15 protein-coding genes and 2 pseudogenes are annotated in these 20,550 nt (G+C 59.8%); 9 read left to right on the top strand and 8 right to left on the bottom strand.

The annotated features are described in order from the left end of the window. Positions 1-150: 150 nt before the first annotated feature. Complete coding sequence (gene gyrA, locus ON753_RS10120) at positions 151-2,883, top strand: DNA gyrase subunit A (RefSeq protein ID WP_377047053.1); 2,733 nt, start codon at positions 151-153, stop codon at positions 2,881-2,883. 84 nt (positions 2,884-2,967) lie between these two features. Here the strand turns inward: gyrA and ON753_RS10115 are convergent, their stop codons facing one another. Further along, entirely contained in the window at positions 2,968-3,384 is a 417-nt protein-coding gene (locus ON753_RS10115) for a phosphopantetheine adenylyltransferase (protein WP_265962389.1), read from the bottom strand. 165 nt (positions 3,385-3,549) lie between these two features. Between ON753_RS10115 and coaD the strand changes: the two genes are divergently transcribed. From coaD to tgt, 5 genes and pseudogenes are all read left to right on the top strand, one after another. After that, entirely contained in the window at positions 3,550-4,056 is a 507-nt protein-coding gene (gene coaD / locus ON753_RS10110) for a pantetheine-phosphate adenylyltransferase (RefSeq protein ID WP_265962388.1), read from the top strand. An 85-nt stretch (positions 4,057-4,141) separates the two neighbouring features. Then, on the top strand, positions 4,142-4,636 hold the full coding sequence (locus ON753_RS10105) for a peptidylprolyl isomerase (RefSeq protein ID WP_265967121.1): 495 nt from the start codon (positions 4,142-4,144) through the stop codon (positions 4,634-4,636). A gap of 38 nt (positions 4,637-4,674) precedes the next feature. Beyond that, the gene (locus tag ON753_RS10100) at positions 4,675-5,148 is read left to right on the top strand and encodes a peptidylprolyl isomerase (RefSeq protein WP_265962387.1); all 474 of its coding nucleotides are present in this window, start codon (positions 4,675-4,677) and stop codon (positions 5,146-5,148) included. A gap of 189 nt (positions 5,149-5,337) precedes the next feature. Continuing rightward, a complete protein-coding gene (queA, locus tag ON753_RS10095; protein ID WP_265962386.1) occupies positions 5,338-6,411 on the top strand; it encodes a tRNA preQ1(34) S-adenosylmethionine ribosyltransferase-isomerase QueA in 1,074 nt (357 codons plus the stop codon). 10 nt (positions 6,412-6,421) lie between these two features. Further along, positions 6,422-7,572, top strand: a pseudogene (gene tgt / locus ON753_RS10090) (tRNA guanosine(34) transglycosylase Tgt). A 16-nt stretch (positions 7,573-7,588) separates the two neighbouring features. Here tgt and ON753_RS10085 read toward each other — a convergent pair. The 3 genes and pseudogenes from ON753_RS10085 to galU form a co-directional block, all read right to left on the bottom strand. After that, the gene (locus tag ON753_RS10085) at positions 7,589-8,116 is read right to left on the bottom strand and encodes a DUF4864 domain-containing protein (RefSeq protein WP_265962385.1); all 528 of its coding nucleotides are present in this window, start codon (positions 8,114-8,116) and stop codon (positions 7,589-7,591) included. Between the two features lie 100 nt (positions 8,117-8,216). Then, positions 8,217-9,530: pseudogene (locus ON753_RS10080) on the bottom strand (nucleotide sugar dehydrogenase); the annotation flags it as partial. A 100-nt stretch (positions 9,531-9,630) separates the two neighbouring features. Continuing rightward, entirely contained in the window at positions 9,631-10,524 is an 894-nt protein-coding gene (gene galU / locus ON753_RS10075) for a UTP--glucose-1-phosphate uridylyltransferase GalU (RefSeq protein ID WP_265962383.1), read from the bottom strand. Positions 10,525-10,909: 385 nt separating this feature from the next. Between galU and kdsA the strand changes: the two genes are divergently transcribed. Together kdsA and eno are read left to right on the top strand one after the other, a co-directional pair. Continuing rightward, positions 10,910-11,758 carry a 3-deoxy-8-phosphooctulonate synthase gene (gene kdsA / locus ON753_RS10070; RefSeq protein ID WP_265967120.1) on the top strand — a complete coding sequence of 283 codons (849 nt, stop codon included), beginning with the start codon at positions 10,910-10,912 and terminating at the stop codon, positions 11,756-11,758. Between the two features lie 146 nt (positions 11,759-11,904). Next, positions 11,905-13,179, top strand: coding sequence for a phosphopyruvate hydratase (eno, locus tag ON753_RS10065; protein ID WP_265962382.1), 1,275 nt, complete (start codon positions 11,905-11,907; stop codon positions 13,177-13,179). Positions 13,180-13,252: 73 nt separating this feature from the next. Here eno and ON753_RS10060 read toward each other — a convergent pair whose 3' ends face one another. Then, positions 13,253-13,927: a DsbA family oxidoreductase gene (locus ON753_RS10060; RefSeq protein WP_265962381.1), complete on the bottom strand. Its 675-nt coding sequence runs from the start codon at positions 13,925-13,927 to the stop codon at positions 13,253-13,255. Positions 13,928-14,019: 92 nt separating this feature from the next. Here ON753_RS10060 and ON753_RS10055 point away from each other — a divergent pair, with 92 nt between their 5' ends. Beyond that, positions 14,020-15,615 (top strand): mechanosensitive ion channel family protein, encoded by a 1,596-nt coding sequence (locus tag ON753_RS10055; RefSeq protein WP_265962380.1) that lies wholly within the window; start codon positions 14,020-14,022, stop codon positions 15,613-15,615. Positions 15,616-15,801: 186 nt separating this feature from the next. On the opposite strand, the gene ON753_RS10050 is transcribed toward ON753_RS10055, so the two are convergent. The 3 genes from ON753_RS10050 to ON753_RS10040 are packed head-to-tail and all read right to left on the bottom strand — an operon-like array spanning position 15,802 to position 20,471. Next, the gene (locus tag ON753_RS10050; RefSeq protein ID WP_265962379.1) at positions 15,802-16,983 is read right to left on the bottom strand and encodes a PleD family two-component system response regulator; all 1,182 of its coding nucleotides are present in this window, start codon (positions 16,981-16,983) and stop codon (positions 15,802-15,804) included. A 14-nt stretch (positions 16,984-16,997) separates the two neighbouring features. Beyond that, positions 16,998-18,629, bottom strand: a complete 1,632-nt coding sequence (locus ON753_RS10045) for a class I adenylate-forming enzyme family protein (protein ID WP_265962378.1) — start codon at positions 18,627-18,629, stop codon at positions 16,998-17,000. Positions 18,630-18,653: 24 nt separating this feature from the next. After that, on the bottom strand, positions 18,654-20,471 hold the full coding sequence (locus ON753_RS10040; protein WP_265962377.1) for an extracellular solute-binding protein: 1,818 nt from the start codon (positions 20,469-20,471) through the stop codon (positions 18,654-18,656). Between the last annotated feature and the right edge of the window lie 79 nt (positions 20,472-20,550).

The following is a 20,550-nucleotide window of genomic DNA, read 5'->3' as shown; positions in this document are numbered from 1 at the left end:
ACCGCTTCTGATTTGGATCCGCGCATTGAATCGGCTATAAAAGACCCAGCAATAACAAGCAAATGAGTGTCTTCCTTGGCTGACCAGGACAACAGCACCCCCAAGGGCGGTTTTCCGTCCGATATCAAAGCGGTCTCCATTGTCGACGAAATGAAGCGCAGCTATCTCGATTACGCCATGAGCGTGATCGTATCGCGTGCGCTTCCCGACGTCCGCGACGGCCTGAAACCGGTTCATCGGCGCATCCTCTATTCGATGCACGAAAACGGTTATGAGTGGAACAAGCCGTACCGCAAATCGGCCCGCGTGGTCGGTGACGTCATGGGTAAATACCACCCGCATGGCGACAGCGCGATCTACGATGCCCTCGTCCGCATGGCGCAGAAATTCTCGCTGCGTCTGCCCCTGATCGACGGGCAGGGGAATTTCGGTTCCGTTGATGGCGACCCGGCTGCAGCGATGCGTTACACCGAGTGCCGCCTGCAAAAGGTCTCGCACGCGATCCTGGACGACATCGACAAGGAAACGGTGGACTTCCAGGACAACTACGACAACTCCGAAAGCGAACCCGTTGTCCTGCCGGCGAAATTCCCGAATCTCCTGGTCAACGGCGCGGGCGGCATTGCAGTTGGCATGGCGACGAATATCCCGCCCCACAATCTGGGCGAAGTGATCGACGCGGCCATCGCCATCATGGAAAACCCGGCAATCACGCTGGAAGAGCTGATTCAGATCGTGCCCGGGCCGGACTTCCCGACAGGCGCCATGATCCTCGGCCGCTCCGGTATCCGCAATGCTTACGAAAGCGGACGCGGTTCCATCGTCATGCGCGCCAGGGTCGAGGTCGAAGAGGTCCGCAAGGAGCGGAACGCACTGATCGTTACCGAGATCCCGTATCAGGTCAACAAGTCGACGATGATCGAGAAGATCGCCGAACTCGTGCGCGACAAGCGGATCGAGGGCATCTCCGACATCCGCGACGAAAGCGACCGCTCGGGCATGCGCGTGGTGATCGAGCTGAAACGCGACGCCGTTCCCGACGTCATACTGAACCAGCTGTACCGGTTCAGCCAGTTGCAGACATCCTTCGGCGCCAACATGGTTGCACTGACGGGCGGCAAGCCGGAACAGATGAACCTTGCGGACATGCTGCGTGCGTTCGTGGCATTCCGTGAGGAAGTCATTCAGCGCCGGACGCGATTCCTGCTGAAAAAGGCCCGCGACCGGGCGCATATATTGGTTGGCCTCGGCATTGCGGTCGCCAATATCGATGAGGTCATCAAGCTGATCCGCGCCGCGCCCGACCCGGCAACGGCGCGCGCCCAGCTTATGGAGCGCAACTGGCCGGCGCAGGACGTTGAAGCCCTGATCCGCCTGATCGACGATCCGCGGCACATGGTGCAGGAAGACGGCACCTACAAGCTGTCCGAAGAGCAGGCCCGCGCCATTCTCGAATTGCGACTGCAGCGCCTGACGGCAATGGGCCGCGACGAAATCGAAGACGAGTTGAACAAGATCGGTGCCGAAATCGCCGACTATCTCGACATTCTGCGTTCGCGTGCCCGCATCCAGGAAATCGTCCGCTCCGAAATGCTCGAGATCAAGAACGAGTTCGCAACGCCGCGACGGACGGAAATCATCGAAGGTGGCGCGGACTTCGAGGACGAGGACCTGATCCAGCGCGAAGACATGGTCGTCACCTTTTCGCATGGCGGTTACATCAAACGCGTTCCGCTTGCGACCTACCGTGCACAGCGGCGGGGCGGCAAGGGCCGCTCGGGCATGGCGACCAAGGACGAGGATTTCGTCACCCGTCTGTTCGTGGCCAACACCCATACGCCGGTCCTGTTCTTCTCCTCGCGCGGGATTTGCTACAAGATGAAGGTCTGGCGCCTGCCGCTTGGCGGCCCGACCGCGCGCGGCAAGGCCCTGGTGAACATGCTGCCCCTGCAACAGGGCGAGCAGATAACCTCCATTCTGCCGCTTCCCGAGGATGAGGACAGCTGGGCCAATCTGGATGTGATGTTCGCAACCGTGCGCGGCACGGTGCGCCGGAACAAGCTTTCCGACTTCGTGACCATCAACCGGAACGGCAAGATCGCCATGAAGCTGGAAGACGGGGACGGCATTGTCGGTGTCGACACCTGTTCCGAACATGACGACGTCATGCTGACCACCAATTTCGGCCAGTGCATCCGCTTCCCTGTGACCGACGTTCGCGTCTTTGCCGGCCGGAATTCGGTCGGTGTGCGCGGGATCAGGCTTGCAGACGACGACCGCGTCATTTCCATGCAGATCCTGCACCATATCGACGTGGATGCCGGCGAGCGCGCCGCCTATCTGAAACTCTCCCGCGCCATGCGCGGCGAAACCGAAGAGAACGGCAACGGCATGGATGAAGAGGAAGCGGTGGCAGGGGACCTGCCGCAGGAGCGCTATGCACAGATGAGTGCGGCCGAGCAGATCATCCTGACCATTTCGGAAAACGGCTACGGCAAGCGTACTTCTTCCTTCGAGTACCGGGTAACGGGACGCGGCGGCAAGGGCATCACGGCCATGGCGGTAAACGACCGCAATGGCGGCCTCGTCGCATCCTTCCCGGTGGAAGACAATCATCAGATCATGCTGGTGACGGATGGCGGCCAATTGATCCGCTGCCCGGTGGAGGGCATCAGGATCGCCGGTCGCGCGACCCAGGGCGTGATCATCTTCAAGACCGCCAAGGATGAAAAGGTGGTTGCGGTCGAGGGCATCTCCGAAGAGGAAGACGAAGAGAGCCTTGCCGATATTTCCGACGTGGGAATTGTTCCCGGCGAAGGAGACGATACACCGGACACGGACGGTTCATCGGACGAGGACGGCGGCGAAACACCGGAAAGCTGATTTCCGGACAACGTCCTCACAAACGACAACAGCGGCCAGGGAAACCTGCGCCGCTGTTTGCCATTTCCGGGGAAGGGGTCTTGATTACCTGGCCGTGGGGTAGCGGGCCAGAATGGTTTCGTTCACGGAGGGCGCAGCCTTCTCGACGGTCACGAAAGAGACCGTGCGCACCTTATTGGCTCCGCCCAGGACGGCGGCACAATCATCGCTCCATGCGCCCCAGGCCTGCGACGCGCAGGTGTTCGTGGATGGTGCGCTTGCGATACGGTCGGATTTGGTTGTTGCCAGGCCCTGAGCCGGCGGGTTTGCCAGGTTCTCCGCCTGGGACGCGCTGCTCGGGTGCATGCTCATCACACCGGCGGCAATCATCGTCAACAGCGCCAGAACAAAGATCGCCGCCATTCTGAGATGGATGGTCGGATCTACAGCCTTGGTCTGGACTGCAAAGGGTTTGACCGTGGCCTTGCGTCCCGTCGGTTCGAAAGTATTGTCGCTCCTCATTGTACCGGCTCCTGCTCACGCCCGTTCGTTTCGATGACGCCACCTTGTCACTTTGCAGTAAAGACCGGTGTGATCACCGTCACAAAAAGTCAGTTGGCACCAAAAGTACTATGGGAACGCGCCTTACCCTTGTTTGGTTGCATCCGGCGGAGTAAGGAAGGGGCCATGACTCGCATTGCGCTTTATCCGGGATCCTTCGACCCCGTCACCAATGGCCACATGGATATTCTGCGGCAGGCGCTCGCGCTCGCGGACAAGGTGGTGGTCGCCATAGGCATCCACCCGGGGAAATCGCCTCTATTCACGTTCGAGGAACGGATGGAGCTCATCCACGAATCCGCCCGCGCGGAGTTTACTGCCGATGAAGCTTCAAGGATCGAGGTCATCGCGTTTTCAAATCTCGTCATTCATACGGCGCGGGCTCACGGCGCTGCCTACCTCGTTCGGGGCCTCAGGGACGGCACCGATCTTGACTACGAAATGCAGATGGCGGGGATGAACGGTACGCTGGCGCCCGACATCAGGACGGTCTTTTTGCCGGCTTCTCCGAAGGTGCGCCACATCACGGCCACCTTGGTACGGCAAATCGCAAAAATGGGCGGGGAAATCTCGGCGTTTGTTCCGCAAGCCGTTGCCGGCCCCCTGCGCCGCCGGGCAGAACCCGGAAACTGATTGCCACGCAATACTCTGACCTCGATCTTAGGAGTCTCCAGTGTCACGCCTTTTCGCAATCCTTGCCGTGTTGGCCTCCCTGTTCATGTTCCCGGCCGTGGCCGGTGCACAGGAAACCGATCCGGAGAACACGCTCTATCTTGACTTGAAGGACGGCCGGGTGGTCATCCAACTGCGCCCGGACCTTGCGCCGGATCACGTGGAGCGGGTCAAGAAACTGGCCCGCGAAGGTTTCTACGACGGCATCGTCTTCCACCGGGTGATCGACGGCTTCATGGCGCAGACCGGCGACCCGACAGGAACGGGCATGGGCGGCTCCGAAGAACCGGACCTTGAAGCCGAGTTCAGCCAGGCGCCGTTCAAGCGCGGCACGCTTGGCATGGCACGCTCAGCCAATCCCAACAGCGCCAATTCGCAGTTTTTCATCATGTTTGCAGACGGCGACTGGCTGAACGGCCAATACACGGTGTTTGGCGAGGTCGTCGAAGGCATGGAGCATGTCGACAACATCGCCAAGGGCGAACCGCCGGCGAACCCCGACAAGATCATCAAGATGCAAGTTGCCGCAGACGCCGAGTAACCGCGACACTTCCAGCCATCACCTTCAGGAGATTTGAAATGGCCGATATTGCAGACACCGAAAACACCCTGCTCATGGAAACGACCCAGGGGCCGGTTGTCATCGAAATGAAACCGGATCTTGCGCCGACCCATGTTGCGCGCATCAAGGAACTCGTCCGGGACGGTTTTTACGACGGCATCGTCTTCCACCGGGTGATCGACGGTTTCATGGCGCAGACAGGCTGTCCGCAGGGCACGGGAACAGGCGGATCCGGCCAGAAGCTGAAAGCGGAATTCAACAACAAGAAGCACGTGCGCGGCACCTGCTCCATGGCCCGTGCCATGGACCCCAACTCCGCAGACAGCCAGTTCTTCATCTGCTTTACCGACGCGCCTTGGCTCGATGGCCAGTACACGGCCTGGGGACAGGTCGTTGAAGGCATGGACAATGTCGACAAGATCAAGCGCGGCGAGCCGGTCGTAAACCCTGACAAGATCGTCTCGATGAAGGTTGCTGCCGACGCTGCCTGATCACGCCGACTATCGAAGTCATAAAGGCGCGGAGGCCGTTTCCGCGCCTTTTCCTTTTCCATGATGAACAGGGCCGAAACCGTGCCTGACTGTTGACCGGTGGTGTCCGGGCGTCTATGAGCGGTGCACCCGGCAGCGGGCCCATCCGCCCCGCCGAACTTTCCCGATTTCCTGAGCAGCAAGGCCGCGATGCGCGTCGATCAGTTCGATTTCGATCTTCCCAACGAGAGGATTGCACTGCGTCCGGCGCGTCCCCGCGACGCCGCCCGCATGCTGATCGTACGGCCGGGCGCGGAGCCGGTGTTGAGCGATCACGGTGTGCGTGACCTGCCGTCGATTCTAGAGCCCGGCGATGCGCTGGTGTTCAACGACACCAAGGTCATCCCGGCTCAACTGGAGGGAAAACGCATCCGCGGCGAGATCACGGCCGGTATCAGTGCGACCCTGCATCTGCGCTCCGGCCCAGACCGATGGCGCGCCTTTGTCAGGCCGGCCAAAAAGCTGCAGATCGAGGACACCATCATTTTCGACGGTCCAGAAACAAGGCTGAGCGCCAAAGTGGCCGAAAAGAGTGAAGGTGGCGAGGTCCTGTTGATCTTCGACCGCTCCGGCCTGGAACTGGATACTGCGATCGCCAAGGTGGGACACATTCCACTTCCGCCCTACATCGCACAAAAGCGCGGAGAGGATGAGCAAGACCGCAGTGATTACCAGACGATCTTTGCTCAAAAGGACGGCGCCGTTGCCGCGCCGACCGCCGGACTGCATTTCACGCCGCAACTGCTGCAGGCTTTGGCTGATCGCGGCATCGAACAGCACCGCGTGACGCTGCATGTCGGCGCCGGAACGTTCCTGCCCGTAAAGGCCGATGATACGGACGACCACAAGATGCATGCCGAGGGGGGCGAAGTGCCGTTCGAAACGGCAGAAGCCCTGAAGGCCGTCAAGGCACGGGGAAACAAAGTCGTCAGCGTCGGAACCACGTCCTTGCGGATACTGGAGAGTTCGGCCCGCGAAACCGGCTCGATCGAGGCCTTTTCCGGAGAAACGGCTATCTTCATCACGCCGGGCTACCGGTTCAAGGCAATCGATGCCTTGATGACCAATTTCCATTTGCCGCGTTCGACCCTGTTCATGCTGGTGAGCGCTTTGTCCGGCCTCGAAACGATGCAGGCAGCCTATGCTCATGCCATCGGCGAGCAATACCGCTTTTACAGCTATGGAGACGCGTCGCTTCTGTTCCCGCAACAGGGCGCGAAATAGGACCTTTGCCATGCCCGAGGACAACAAGACATTCGGCTTCAAGCTGATCACCAGCGATGGCATGGCCCGGCGGGGTGAAATCACGACCCCCCATGGCGTCGTTCGCACGCCTGCCTTCATGCCGGTGGGAACGCAGGCGACGGTCAAGGCCATGTATCCGGACCAGGTGCGCGAAACAGGCGCCGATGTCGTGCTTGGCAATACGTATCATCTGATGCTGCGGCCGACGGCCGAACGGGTCCACAGGCTGGGCGGTCTGCACAAGTTCATGAACTGGCCGCACACGATCCTGACCGACAGCGGCGGTTTTCAGGTCATGTCGCTGGCGCAATTGCGCAAGCTGGACGAAGACGGCGTTCGTTTCCAAAGCCATATCGATGGACAAAAATATCATCTGACGCCGGAGCGCTCCGTCGAAATCCAGGGTCTTCTCGGCTCGGACATCCAGATGCAGCTCGACGAGTGCATCAAGCTGCCGAGCGAAAGGGAAGAAGTTCAGCGCGCCATGGAACTGTCGCTCCGGTGGGCGGAACGATCCCGCAAACAGTTCGAGCGGATGGGCGGCCCGGGCAAAGGGCAGGGGCTTTACGGCATCGTCCAGGGGGCGATCAGCCTGACCTGCGCATCCGGTCGGCGGAAGAACTCGGCCGGCTGCCGTTCGAGGGTTATTCCGTCGGAGGTCTCGCGGTCGGTGAACCGCAGGAGGTCATGCTCAGGATGCTGGACATCACCACACCGGTCATGCCGGCCGGCAAACCGCGATATCTGATGGGGGTCGGGACACCGGACGATCTGCTTGAAAGCGTCAAACGCGGTATTGACCAGTTCGACTGTGTCATGCCGACACGTGCGGGACGCCACGGCCTGGCCTATACGCGCTTTGGCAAGGTGAACCTGAAAAACGCCCGCCACCAGGAAGATCCGCGACCATTGGACGAAGAAAGCGACTGCCCGGCCTCGAGCATCTATAGCCGCGCCTATCTGCATCACCTGGTGCGCGCGGGCGAGGGACTGGCCGGCATGCTGCTGACCTGGAACAATATCGCTTACTATCAGCAGCTCATGCAGGGCATGCGTGACGCCATTGAAGAAGGCCGCTTTGCCGATTTCTACGCAAAGACGAAGGAAGACTGGGCGCGCGGAGACCTTCCGGCGCTCTGATCATGTGGGTTTCGATTTACGCCGAAAAACCGGCTGACTGTGTCAGATAGCACCCGGAAATCCGCCAGGAACCGTCTTCCTGCTGCTCAAAACTGTAAAGCGCCAGCCAGTCCTTGCCCTTCGGCCCCGTCAGGTAGACTTCCTGTGTCGGTCCGTATTTGGTCATCCGCGACCGGCCGAAGGTGACGTTCTGCGGCTGGTAGACCGGCTGGTACCCTTGGCGGACCATCTCCATGAAGAACTCAGGCGTTTGGAAACGCTGCTGCAGGGAATTGGTGGCAAAGGAAAATGCGGCTTTTGCATTGCCGGATGCAAACGCACTCATCTGCTTCTTGATGACCTGCTGAAAGACACCGCTGTCCAGCCCGTCTTCACCATGGGCCGCACCAGTGAACAAAACCGCACTTAAGGCCGCTGCCGCAGCGAACTTCCAGAAATGAGCCTGAGCCATAATCGGTTCTCCTTTTCCGAACACCATCAGTATACGGCTCAGAATCCTTTTTGGTTTCCTAAAGACCGAGTAATCCCCTGCATCAATTTGCATCAGTTTGCATCAACGGCTGCTTTTGCACGGGTCGGAAAGCACTCCGGCACGTTTTGCTTGCAAGTGCAGCAAATCGTGGATGCGAAATCTTACAATGGCGTCAAAGTCGCCAGAGCGTGACACCATCGGGCACGCTGTCGCGGTCCAGCAGGGCGGGAATGTCCGCGACCAATCCCGCGGAGTTTCTCAGAATGTCGGTAATCAACTGCCACACACGGCCTTCTCGCAGGAACTGCTTGTGCGGAACCGCCAGAACGACCGCATCCGCCCCGGAGATCAGGGCATCGTAAGCGGACAAGGTGATCCCGTATTCGCTTGCGACCTCGGCCGGGTCGGCGAGCGGATCATGCACCAGCACATCGGCACCGAAATTCTCCAGCTCCCGGATCAGGTCGACAACCTTGGAATTGCGGGTGTCGGGAACATCGGCTTTGTACGTGATGCCCAGAACGGCAATTCTGGGCGGCATCGGCAAACCGAGCTTCACGCTTTCCTGAATGATCTTGCCGGCGATGAAGGCCGGCATCGCCTCGTTCGTTCCCCGCCCGGCCAGAATCACCTGCGGGGTCAGGCCGATCTCATGCGCCTTGTGCGTGAGATAATAGGGATCGACGCCGATGCAGTGACCGCCGACCAGCCCTGGCTGGAAGGGCAGAAAATTCCATTTGGTGGCTGATCCTTTCAGCACATCGCGCGTGTCGATCCCCAGCTGCTGAAACATCATGGCAAGCTCATTCATCAGAGCGATGTTCAGATCCCGCTGCGTGTTTTCGATCACCTTGGCGGCTTCTGCGACCTTTATCGACGGCGCCACGTGAATGCCGGCCGTTACGACCGCGCCATAGAGGCTGGCCAGCGTTTCGGCCGCGGTTGCGCAGGATGCGGAGACGATCTTGATGATGTCGGCGAACCCGCGCTGGCTGTCGCCGGGATTGATACGCTCCGGCGAGTAGCCGACCTCGAAACCGTCACCCAGGGTTCTACCCGACTCCCGCTCTAAGATGGGCACGGCGACTTCCTCGGTCGCCCCCGGATAGACAGTCGATTCGAAAACAACGATCGCTCCGGACTTCATGTTGCGCCCGGCGGTTGCTGCCGCACTCCTGAAGGGAGCCAGATCGGGCCGCTTTGCCTGATCGACGGGAGTGGGCACGGCAATGATCAGAACGTCCCTGTCCTGCAGGTCTTTCTCGTTTGCCGAAAAGCGGAGCGTTTGCCTGGAAAGTTCCTCCGGCGACACCGACGCGGTGCTGTCCCGCCCATCCCTCAACTCCTCGAGCCGGCGCCGGCTGATGTCGAACCCCAGCACATCGAAGCCCGTGGCCGCAAAGGCGGTTGCAACCGGCAGACCGACATAACCAAGGCCGATCACGGCGATCTTCTTGGACACAATGGGCGTTTCAGACATGAGGGTTCCTGAACAGGGAAGGGCCGGATCACCAGATAGATGGTGCCCGGCCCACTCCTAATCGGTTCTTCTGCCTGATTTCAAGTCTGGCGCGTGCCGTGACGTCTTATTCGGCGGCCAGAGGCCGGCCGATTATCTCCATCATGAACGGCACGAGTTCCTCGGCAAGCTTGGGATCGTCCATGCCGAAGGCAATGTTGGCGCTTAGGAATCCGGGCTTGTTGCCGCAGTCGTAGCTGCGCCCTTCAAACTTGAGCGACGCAAAGGGTTGTTCCTTCATCAGCGCGAGCATGCTGTCGGTCAGCTGGATTTCCCCGCCTGCACCCGCCCCCTGATGGGACAGAAGTTCGAAGATCTCCGGCTGCAGAATATAGCGGCCGGTAATCATCAGATTGGACGGCGCCGTGCCGGGAGCGGGTTTTTCGACCATGTTGGAGATATGGCTGGCATTGCCGTTGATCTCCTTGGCGAGTTCCACAATGCCGTAGTTGTGGGTCTGGTCATCGGGGACCTCTTCCACCGCGATGATATTGCCGCCGACCTGACCGTAAAGATCGACCATCTGCTTCAGGCAGCTCACCTGCGACTTGATGATTACGTCCGGCAGGAGAACGGCAAAGGGTTCGTTGCCGATGATATCGCGCGCGCACCAGATGGCATGCCCCAGGCCGAGCGGGGCCTGTTGCCGGGTGAAACTGGTGGAGCCGGGCTGCGGCCGGTGTTTTTCCAGAAGTTCCAGCGCGGCGGTCTTGTTGCGCGCCTTCAGCGTATCCTCAAGTTCGTATGCCATATCGAAATGATCTTCGATGACATGCTTGTTTCGGCCGGTCACGAAAACGATGTGCTCGATGCCGGCTGCCCGGGCTTCATCGACGACATATTGAATGATCGGCCGGTCAACGATCGTCAGCATCTCCTTCGGAACCGCTTTCGTGGCAGGCAGGAAGCGCGTTCCGAGACCTGCGACGGGCAATACCGCTTTACGAATAGGCTTGTTCATCTGACGCCTTCCAATGTTGATCGTGAACAAATCTGAAACTCATTGGCCAAAATAACCGCCCCAAGTCAGGTTCGCGCATCCTTTTACCGGGTCCAGGTTGGCCCATTGTTAATTTCTGCACATTCAGAAACGCGATGGCCGGCAACTGCGTTCGCCATACTATCGGGATGTGCAATGCAATACGAAGATTATACATATGGCAAAATGATGGTCCCGTGACGACAGCATATTTAAATCGATTTAAACCGAAAACCGCGATTTCAGGACGTGATATTGCAGGCGGGTCAAAAGAACGCTATGGAACACGCAAATCCTTGCCGGCATCAGGTCGGGCGGGTGAAAACCGCACGCCGATCAAATGCCGTTCGAAATCAGCTGGTGGAACATGACCGAGGCAAACCGCGAAGTTTCCGTTGGAAACGTCACCTTCAACAATAAGGCGGCCTTCAGCCTCATCGCCGGCCCCTGCCAGCTCGAAAGCCGTGAACATGCCCTGGAATGCGCGGCGGCAATCAAGGAAATCACCGCAAAACTGGGAATAGGCACTGTTTTCAAGACGTCCTATGACAAGGCAAACCGGACCTCCCTGTCGGGAAGGCGTGGCATCGGCATGGAAGAGGCACTGCCGATCTTTGCCGACATCAGGGAAACCTACGGTATGCCTGTCCTGACCGATGTCCATGGCCCGGATCAGTGCGCTCCGGTCGGGGAAGTTGTCGACATCCTGCAAATTCCGGCCTTTCTTTGCCGCCAGACCGATCTCCTGATCGCAGCCGCGCTCACCGGCAGGGTCGTCAACGTCAAGAAGGGCCAGTTCCTGGCCCCCTGGGACATGAAGAACGTTCTTGCCAAGGTCACCGGGTCGGGAAATCCGAACGTGCTTCTCACCGAACGCGGCGCAAGCTTCGGCTATAACACGCTCGTCAGCGACATGCGCGCGCTGCCGATCATGGCTCAGACCGGCGCTCCCGTGATCTTCGACGCGACACACTCGGTTCAGCAGCCGGGCGGGCAGGGCGCCTCGACGGGCGGCGACAGGGCCATGGTTCCGGTGCTTGCCCGCGCAGCCGTCGCCGTGGGCGTGGCCGGCCTCTTCATCGAGACCCATCCGGATCCGGACAACGCCCCCTCGGACGGACCGAACATGATACCCCTGAAACATCTCGAAGCGCTCTTGAAACAGCTGAAAGCCATCGACGATGTCGTGAAGGATCCGGCCCTGGCAGCCGAGTAGAATTTCTTTAGGCCGCACAACAGTGCGGCTTTCTCATTTGGAGCAATCGCTCCGGAATCAGGGCCGGCTTGTCGGCCTCGGGAAACGCCGGATCACATATCCGGACGATCGTCAGTTCAGGTACATGCGACAAGGGAGTTCTTTCCATGACCGCCATCATCGATATCATCGGCCGTCAGATTTTCGACAGCCGCGGCAACCCGACCGTTGAGGTCGACGTCTTCCTGGAGGACGGTTCGTTCGGCCGGGCGGCAGTTCCCTCCGGTGCCTCCACGGGAGCTCATGAAGCCGTTGAACTGCGCGATGGCGGCGACCGTTTCATGGGCAAGGGTGTCCAGAAGGCCGTCGATTCCGTGAACGGAGAGATATTCGAGACCATCGGCGGTCTCGATGCGGAAGACCAGTTGCAGGTCGACCAGGCCATGATCGACCTTGATGGTACCCATAACAAATCCCGGCTCGGCGCCAACGCCATTCTGGGCGTCTCCCTGGCCGTTGCCCGGGCAGCCGCGCAAGCCTCTGGCCTGCCGCTATATCGCTATGTCGGCGGCACATCCGCCCGCACGCTGCCGGTTCCGATGATGAATATCATCAATGGCGGCGCTCATGCCGACAACCCGATCGACTTCCAGGAATTCATGATCATGCCGGTCGGCGCCGAATCTCTTTCCGACGCCGTCCGCATGGGTTCTGAAATCTTCCATACGCTGAAGAAGGCGTTGAGTGCAGCCGGCCACAACACCAACGTGGGCGACGAAGGCGGCTTTGCACCGAACCTGGAATCGACTGATGCAGCCATTGGTTTCGTCATGAAGTCGATCGAAGCGGCCGGATACAAGCCTGGCGAAGACGTATTCCTGGCGCTGGACGCCGCCTCGACGGAGTTCTTCAAGGACGGCAAATACGTTCTGGAAGGCGAGGGCAAGACCCTGGCTCCGGACGAAATGGCCAGGTATCTGGCGGATCTGGTGTCCCGCTATCCGATCATCTCGATTGAAGACGGTCTTGCGGAAGACGACTGGGATGGCTGGAAGGCCACCACCGACCTGATCGGCAACAAGTGCCAGCTGGTCGGCGACGATCTGTTCGTGACCAACTCCGAACGGCTGCGCAAGGGCATTGACCTGGGTGTGGCAAACTCGATCCTCATCAAGGTCAACCAGATCGGCACCCTGTCCGAAACGCTCGATGCCGTCGAAACCGCGCACAAGGCGGCCTATACGGCAGTCATGTCGCACCGCTCCGGCGAGACCGAAGATTCGACCATTGCGGATCTCGCGGTTGCGACCAATTGCGGCCAGATCAAAACCGGTTCGCTGGCCCGCTCAGACCGGCTCGCGAAATACAATCAGCTGATCCGCATCGAGGAAGAGCTCGGCCCGCAGGCTGTCTATGCCGGCCACTCCATCCTGAAGGGCTGAACCTTCAGACCGGACACACGAAAAGCCCCGCAAACCGCGGGGCTTTTGACGTTTCAGGCAGCAGTGCGGCAACTCAGTTCGGCATCTCCGTTCCCGGATTGGTGCGGGTCTCTTCCGCATGAAGCAGGGCGGCTGCGATTGTTTCCGGCTTCTCCGCACCTGCAAGTACAAACCGGCCGTCGATGATGAAACACGGCACGCCGGTAACTCCGGAATTCTGTGCCGTGGCAATCAGGGCCTCCGTCTGGCCAAGATCCGTGTCCGTTGCCAGCAGTTGTTCCACCAGATCCGATTGCATGCCCGCTTCTTTGGAGATCCGCACGAGCGTCTCTGCTTTCGTCAGGTCCTCGCCCTTGACAAAATATGCCTGAAAGAGGCGCTCCACGACCTCGTCCTGCAAATCGTCGGCCCGCGACCAGAGGATCAGCCTGTGGCAATCGAGCGTGTTCGGCGACAGTTTGATATCTTCAAAGGCAAAGGGAATGCCCTCGGTGCGGCCAGCCGCCCTGATCTGGTCGTAAAACGCATCGGCGCGTGCGAGATCGCCAAACTTGTCGCTGAGATACCGCTGCCTGTCCTTGCCTGCCTTTGGCAGGGTGGCGTCCAGTTGAAAGGGATGCCAGCGTACCGCGACGTCCAGTTCGGGCACCGACCTTAGCGCCGTCTCCAGCCGCCTTTTCCCGATAAAGCACCATGGGCACATGACATCGGAAACTACGTCGACGGTGATGGGAGATACTGCAGTCATGTGGAAACCCGTTCGCAGAGCCGTAATCTTGAAAACTTAAAGGTTTTACGCCGCGATCCAACCCCTTTCTTCACCACGAAGATGGGCAGCTCTTGCGACCGTCGACGCCGAACTGCCAAAAAACTGCACCCAACAATACCGAGCGCACGCAGGAAATTGGCGTCCATGCACAAGTGTGTTTCTATATTCTGGTTGTTTCTAAGCCACTTGCTTGGCTGCAACAGGTGGCGGGCTTTGGCGGGCCTGGAGAAATGCGTCGGATCGGAGCTAAACTGATGGATCGGCAAGCCGGGGCCGAGCGGTCACGATTGAATTCATTCATATTCCGACAGTCAGGCTCTTTCGGCCCGGCCGGTCTGATCATTCGGCTCTCTGTCTTATTCATCGTTTTCGCCTCCGCCGCGATCATCGCGCCAATCGCCATGTCTCAGGAAACCGTCCCGCCTGACGGCGGAATGATCGCGATCGGAGATCAGGATGGTCAGGACCAGGCAATCCAGGAGCGGATTACCCGATTGTTTGGCGAGATCGACGGGCTGGGGTCCGTCGCAGTGTCGGTCCGTTCAGGCGTCGTGACATTGTCGGGACCGGTATTGCAGCAGGAGAGCGCCGCAAGGGCCGAAAGACTGGCCGAACGTGTGCAGGGCGTCGCTGCGGTCGAAAACGAAATTGCCATCGAGACGTCGGTCTCGAATCGCTTCTGGCCGGCGGCCAGCAGGCTGGCAGAGCGTCTGTTCGACCTCAACAGGCTGTTACCCGTGGTTCTGGTCGCGTTGGCAATTGTGGGCGTCTTCGCAGCCGCCGGTTACAGGGTCGCAAGTCTTGCCTGGCCGTGGGACCGGATCGCCCCGAACGGTTTCGTCGCCGACTTGTTGCGGCAGGCGGTTCGCATCTTGAGCATCGCCGCCGGACTGGTCGTTGCTCTTGACTTTCTGGGCGCGACCGCACTGATCGGCACCGTTCTCGGCGCTGCGGGTATTTTCGGGCTGGCGTTGGGGTTTGCAGTACGCGACACGATCGAGAATTACATCTCCTCGATCATGCTGAGCATCAGGCAACCGTTCTTTCCCAATGATCACGTGATCATAGAGGGGTACGAGGGACTGGTGATCAGGCTCACATCGCGGGCAACGATCATCATGACACTTGCGGGGAATCATGTCCGCATTCCCAATGCGGTCGTGTTCAAATCGACCATTACCAATTTCACGCGCAATTCGCAGAGAAGGTTCGATTTCCGGCTTGGGATCAACCCAGATGCGAATATTGCAGAAGCCTTGGAGACCGGCATTTCCGCCCTGAAAGGGCTCCCATTTGTGCTCGACGATCCGGAGACACTGTCGTGGGTCGAGGATGTGGGCGATTCCTCCATCATCATCTGGTATGCCGGCTGGATTGATCAGACCAAGAACGACTTTCATCGCGCGAGAAGCGAAGCCATCCGTCTGGTGAAAAGGGCTCTTGAGGAGAAGGGCTTCGAACTGCCGGAACCGACTTACCGGATTCGCATGGCCCCAGGAGGACTGGAAGCGACAGCAGGGGAACCGGCACCCCGGGCGCGTCGAGACACAGTAGAGAGTTCTGAACTGGGCAATACCGAAAGATTGACCCAGATCGAGGAGAAGGTCAGCGAGGAGCGTCAGGCGGGCGTGCCTGATCTTCTTAATCCGGATGCGCCGCAGGAATGACACCTAAAGCGCAACTGATCACATGCCGTTCATCGCCACGCGCATTGCCCCGCGTTGCCGCAAGACGCTGAATCTCCGAAAACTTCAAATCGTTGGGCCCAATACTGTCAGACATCGCCAAACTCCTGTTCAGGAGTTTGACACACAGGTCAACTGATTTGCAGGGCCAATCTATTAGTATGAAGGCTAACGCACCGTGTGGGTCAGGATTGCTTCGATCCGCTTTTGCAACGGGGTGATCCCAGCCTCGTTCTTCAGTACCGCAACCGGCCCGATATCGCGCACAAGGCACACCAGATCCTCGTCGCGGCTTGTCGCGTCGGCAATGGAAAGCAAGGTCGTATTGATCTCGTCCCGCTCCTCCGGCGAACCAACGGCTATCCCGAAGCTTTCCGGCTCCAGGCGCATTTCCCACAGGTCCAGGCCCCGGACGGCCAAAGCGTCGCTGCAGACCTGAAGGTAGTTCGAGTAAATCTCAATCGCGAGCCCGCCCTTGTTGATCTGCTGGCGCAGCCACATGCGGCTTTCCGCCAGGATCTTGTCGGCCAGTCGGCGCCGCTTGCCGAACCGGATTGCGGACCTCAATCGCTGTGCCAGGGTTTCCTTGCGGTTCTCGCCCACCAGCACGTCCGATGCGCCGTGACGGAACAGGCCGACCAGATCCTCCTCCCGCTCGCAAACGGCCAGTACGGGCAATCCGGCAAAACGCGCATCCCTCCGGATCTGTTGCATGTAATCGACTGCATCTTCATATGGCGCGTCGACCACCACCGCGTCGAAGGCACGCTTTGACATGAACTCGACGGCCAGATTGCCGTCGAAGGCGCCGACGACCTCGGACTTCTGATCGCTGGCGTCCTGCCACTCCAGGAACCTGCCGCTCACTCCCACGACCAGCAGACTGCTTGTCCCGGAGTGATGCGGCGCCGTGCCGAACCCCGGGATCCGGCCGAATACCTGGCGCCGATGCTGTGCTTCCTCGGACCGCAGCAAGGCGCGCTGATGGATGCAGATAAGCATCATGAGCACATCGTCGGGAACCACCCGGTCGATAATGGCGGTCGCCTGCAGCTCTTCGGGGAGAACATCATCGCTGCCGGTCAGCAGATAACTGGGAACTTCCGCGGCAAGAGTATCTATCTGCGCGCGAAGCCAGTCGAAAAAGCCGTCATGCCGGCCCGCTTCGAGTGACTCCACGTCGACGACAATCGCCGCCGGAAGCGCGGTCGGCAGATTGCTGCCGCGCTCGAACATCTTCAAGAGCGCAACATCGAGGTCTTCCGGTGCATCACCAGTGTTGCTTCTCCTGGGACGCCGCCCCGCATACCAATAAGGCCCGCGCCAGGAAAGCGAGGTTTCGACGTCCATTCCTCGTCCCCACCTTATGCGACTGCGGCGGGCTGCCGCTGGGTTCGCATAGTCAACCGTTCACGGCAAATCGTTCCGTCCTGATTCCGCGGCAGCGACTGTAAAATCAGCACGCGATAAGGGATCTTCGCCAGATCCACGCCTGCGGCATCCAGATAAGCAAAAAACGCACCGGCGTCGGGAACGTTCCCGGGTTCCGGCACGAGGGCGGCATACATTCTCGCACCCAGGACCGGAGCTTCCACGATGAATGCAGCCGCCTCCTTGATCCCCTGGTAGCTGGTATAGATGAGGTCGATCGTTTCCAGATTTCCGGTGCCCAAGGCATAAAGACCCGGTATGCCGAAGCCCGCGATGCCGCCCTCGACCAGTTCCACCTTGATGTTGGTGTTGAGGTACCCGGTTCCCTCCCACCGGACACGGCGCTCTTCGCTGCTGATCGTGCGCCAGCCGGTTTCAGGGACCATGGGCCCTTTTACCAGAAGTGTCGGCGCCTGCTCCTCGACTTCGTCGGTGACTGCTATTTCCAGGAGGGCTGGCCCGCTTTCACACCCGTTCGGCCCGCTATACTTTCCCAGCGCGGTCGCCTTCATCTTGGCCGATGGTCCGCGCGCCTTGGCCACCAGTGCGAATTCGTCGGCGATATGCACGTCGACAAGCCGCCGCCGGGCCACAAAGGTGCTCGGGTGAGGGGCCGCAATGTTCCAGGCCGCCAGGATGGTGGTCTTGTTGTCGCTGAGCTTCCGGTCCAGCGTCTGCGCCAGCGGACCCGGCGTTATGACCACATCCGCCTTCACGGAATTGGCATGTGCTGCAAGGTTGGCCAGGGAAGTCGGGTGGTGAAGATGAAGCGTGCCGCCCGTGCAGAGCCAGGGAACCAGCCCGCCGCCCAATCCCGTCAATCCGCTGAGCGAATAAGGCACCAGAATTGCGCTCGCATCTTTGATATGCGCTTCACCGATCACCATCTGCGAAGCGGCGATCCAGTGATTGTGACACCGGGTGACCGGAACGTTTTCCTCGCCGCTGCGGCTCCAGCAGATCGTTGCGGTATGATCGGCAGGATCGGGACGCTCCGCGGGCGTGAACTCGAGGCCTTCGCCCATTTCCGCCAGCATCGGACCGAGCTCGATCAGCCCGTCCGGAATGTCCTTGCCCAGCCCGAAGACGAAGCGGAGCGAAAACAGATCCGCCGCAACATCCCGGGCCGCGGTTGCGACATTGCGTGTCTCCACTCGGTCGGCGGCGATGAACCCTTTCGCACCGATCGAATTCAGCGCTTCCAGAACGTTCTTCTGCCGCCAGTGGAGCGGCAGGGGAGAAACGATCAGATCCGCACGCAACGCCGCCAGGACCGCAATAACCGTGTCGACCGTGTTGGGCGCCTGCACACCGATCACATGATCGGCGGTCAGGCCGACCATTCTGTAAAAGGCAGCCAACCGGTCGATTTCCCGGTCTGCCTGCGCATAGGTCAGTTGCCGGGGCGCGCCGCCGGTCCAGACCTCCCTATCCGGGGCGTCAACAAGCGCGAGCCGCGAAGGGTGTTTGCCAGCCGTCTGCCGGAAGAGTTCATCGAGCGGCAAGTCGGACCAGGCCCCGCTCTCGTGATACTCTTTGGAAAGGCTCTCATCAGTGACTTTCATTTGATCTTTCGTCCATTGGTCCGATCATTCAGCCTCGGCAGACCACCAAGTATCGAATTCATGCCCGTAAAGGGAATGCTGCTCGGGCGGTACCACCTTTTTCCAATGCGCAACCCAGTCGTCCGCAACGTGGTAGAGCGGAACGGAATAGGCGCCCGATATGAGCACGCGGTCGAAAGCTCTGACCGCATCCACGAAATGTTCACGGCTGCGCGCGCCCACGATTTCATCGATCAGCGCATCGATCGCAGGTTCCTTTGCCCCCACGAAATTGAAGGAGCCTTCCGCATCCGCGGCCTCGGACGACCAGCGTCCGTATTGTTCCGCGCCGGGCGAGAGCGACGCAGTCCAGGTGTTGAACACCATATCGAAGTCGCGCTTGGTTCTGCGGTCCTCGAACTGCGCAGGATCGACACTCCGAACCGAGGCCTCGACGCCGACAAGCTCAAGGCTGCGGATGTAGGCCAAGGCCAGCTTCTCTTCGTCCTCGTTCTTGGCGAGTATTTCGAAGGTCAGGCGCCTGCCGGTATCCTCGTGAACGAGCTTTCCGTCCTTCAGACTGTAGCCGGCCTTCGCAAACTCGTCGAGCGCCGCGCGCAGTACCTTGCGGTCGCGGCCGGACCCGTCAGCTTCTGCCGGTCGCCACGTCCCGGCCATGACATCCGGGTCGACCGCATCCGGGAAGGGCGCCAGAAGCTCCTTTTCCCGGTCATTGGCCGGCCGTCCGATCGAGGAGAGTTCGGAATTGTCCCAATACCCGGCGGTGCGCTTGTAGAGGCCGTGATAGAGATTGCGATTGACCCATTCGAAATCGAACAGCATGCGCAGGGCCTTGCGCACGTTCCTGTCCGAAAACTGTTCCCGCCGCGTATTGAAGGCGATGCCCTGCGTAGCAGCGGGGATCCCAAGCGGCACTTCCAGCTTGGCCACATCTCCGCTCTTGACCGCGGGAAAATCCAGGCCGGTGGCCCAACGCCCGGGTTCGCGGAATTGCAGCGCATCGACCAGGCCTTTCTTGAAGGCCTCCTGCAGAGTGGTTTCATCGCGGAAATACTCGATCCGCATCTCGTCGAAATTGTCGAATCCTGCCTTTACCGGGAGGTCCTTCGCCCAATAGTCCGGGTTTTTCTCATAGACCACCACACGTCCGGGCTCGATGGTCTTGAACGTGTAGGGACCAGAGCCGACAGGCGGGTTGAGGGACGACTTGTCGAAATTCTCCGCATCCGTGTGCTTCTTCGAATAGATCGGCGCCAGGGCGATCAGCAGCGGCAATTCCCGGTTTTCGCCATTCTTGAACACCAGTTTCAGACGGCGCTCGCCGGTAATCTCCTTTTCGGCGATTTCCGCATACCAGTTCCGGTAGGGCGGGCGGCCCTTGTCGCGGATCACGTCCAGCGAAAAGATAACGTCCTCGACGGTCACGGGCGAGCCGTCGGAGAACCTGGCATCCGGATTGAGCTCGAATTCAATCCATTCCCGGCTTTCTGGCATTCTCACGCGTTGAGCGAGAAGACCATAGAGGGAAAACGGTTCCGCATAGGAGCGGACCATTAGGCTTTCCAGAATATTGTTGCCGAATTCCCGCTCGCGCATGCCGCGCGCCGATGTCCAGCCCCCCTGGACGATGAAAGAATTCAAACTGTCAAAAGTGCCCTGAACGCCAAGCGTAATCGACCCGCCTTTCGGCGCGTCGGGGTTCGCGTAGGGAAGCGGTTCGCCGGGGCCGAGGGCAGGGGAGCCGTGCATGGAAATTCCATGGGTCCACGGCACGTCCTCATCATTGGCAAAGGCCTGCATCGGAGCGAAAAAGGCGCAAAAAGCGGCCGCAACAACAGCCATGCAACGGGCTTTGCCGCTGCAATAGAGAAAGTCGCTAGTCTTGAGAAAACGCATAACCACAGCCCGGAATTCTGTTGAT

The sequence above is a fragment of the Roseibium salinum genome, from assembly GCF_026240905.1.
GTDB classification, from domain to species: domain Bacteria; phylum Pseudomonadota; class Alphaproteobacteria; order Rhizobiales; family Stappiaceae; genus Roseibium; species Roseibium salinum.
This window is presented reverse-complemented; position numbering and strand designations above follow the sequence as displayed.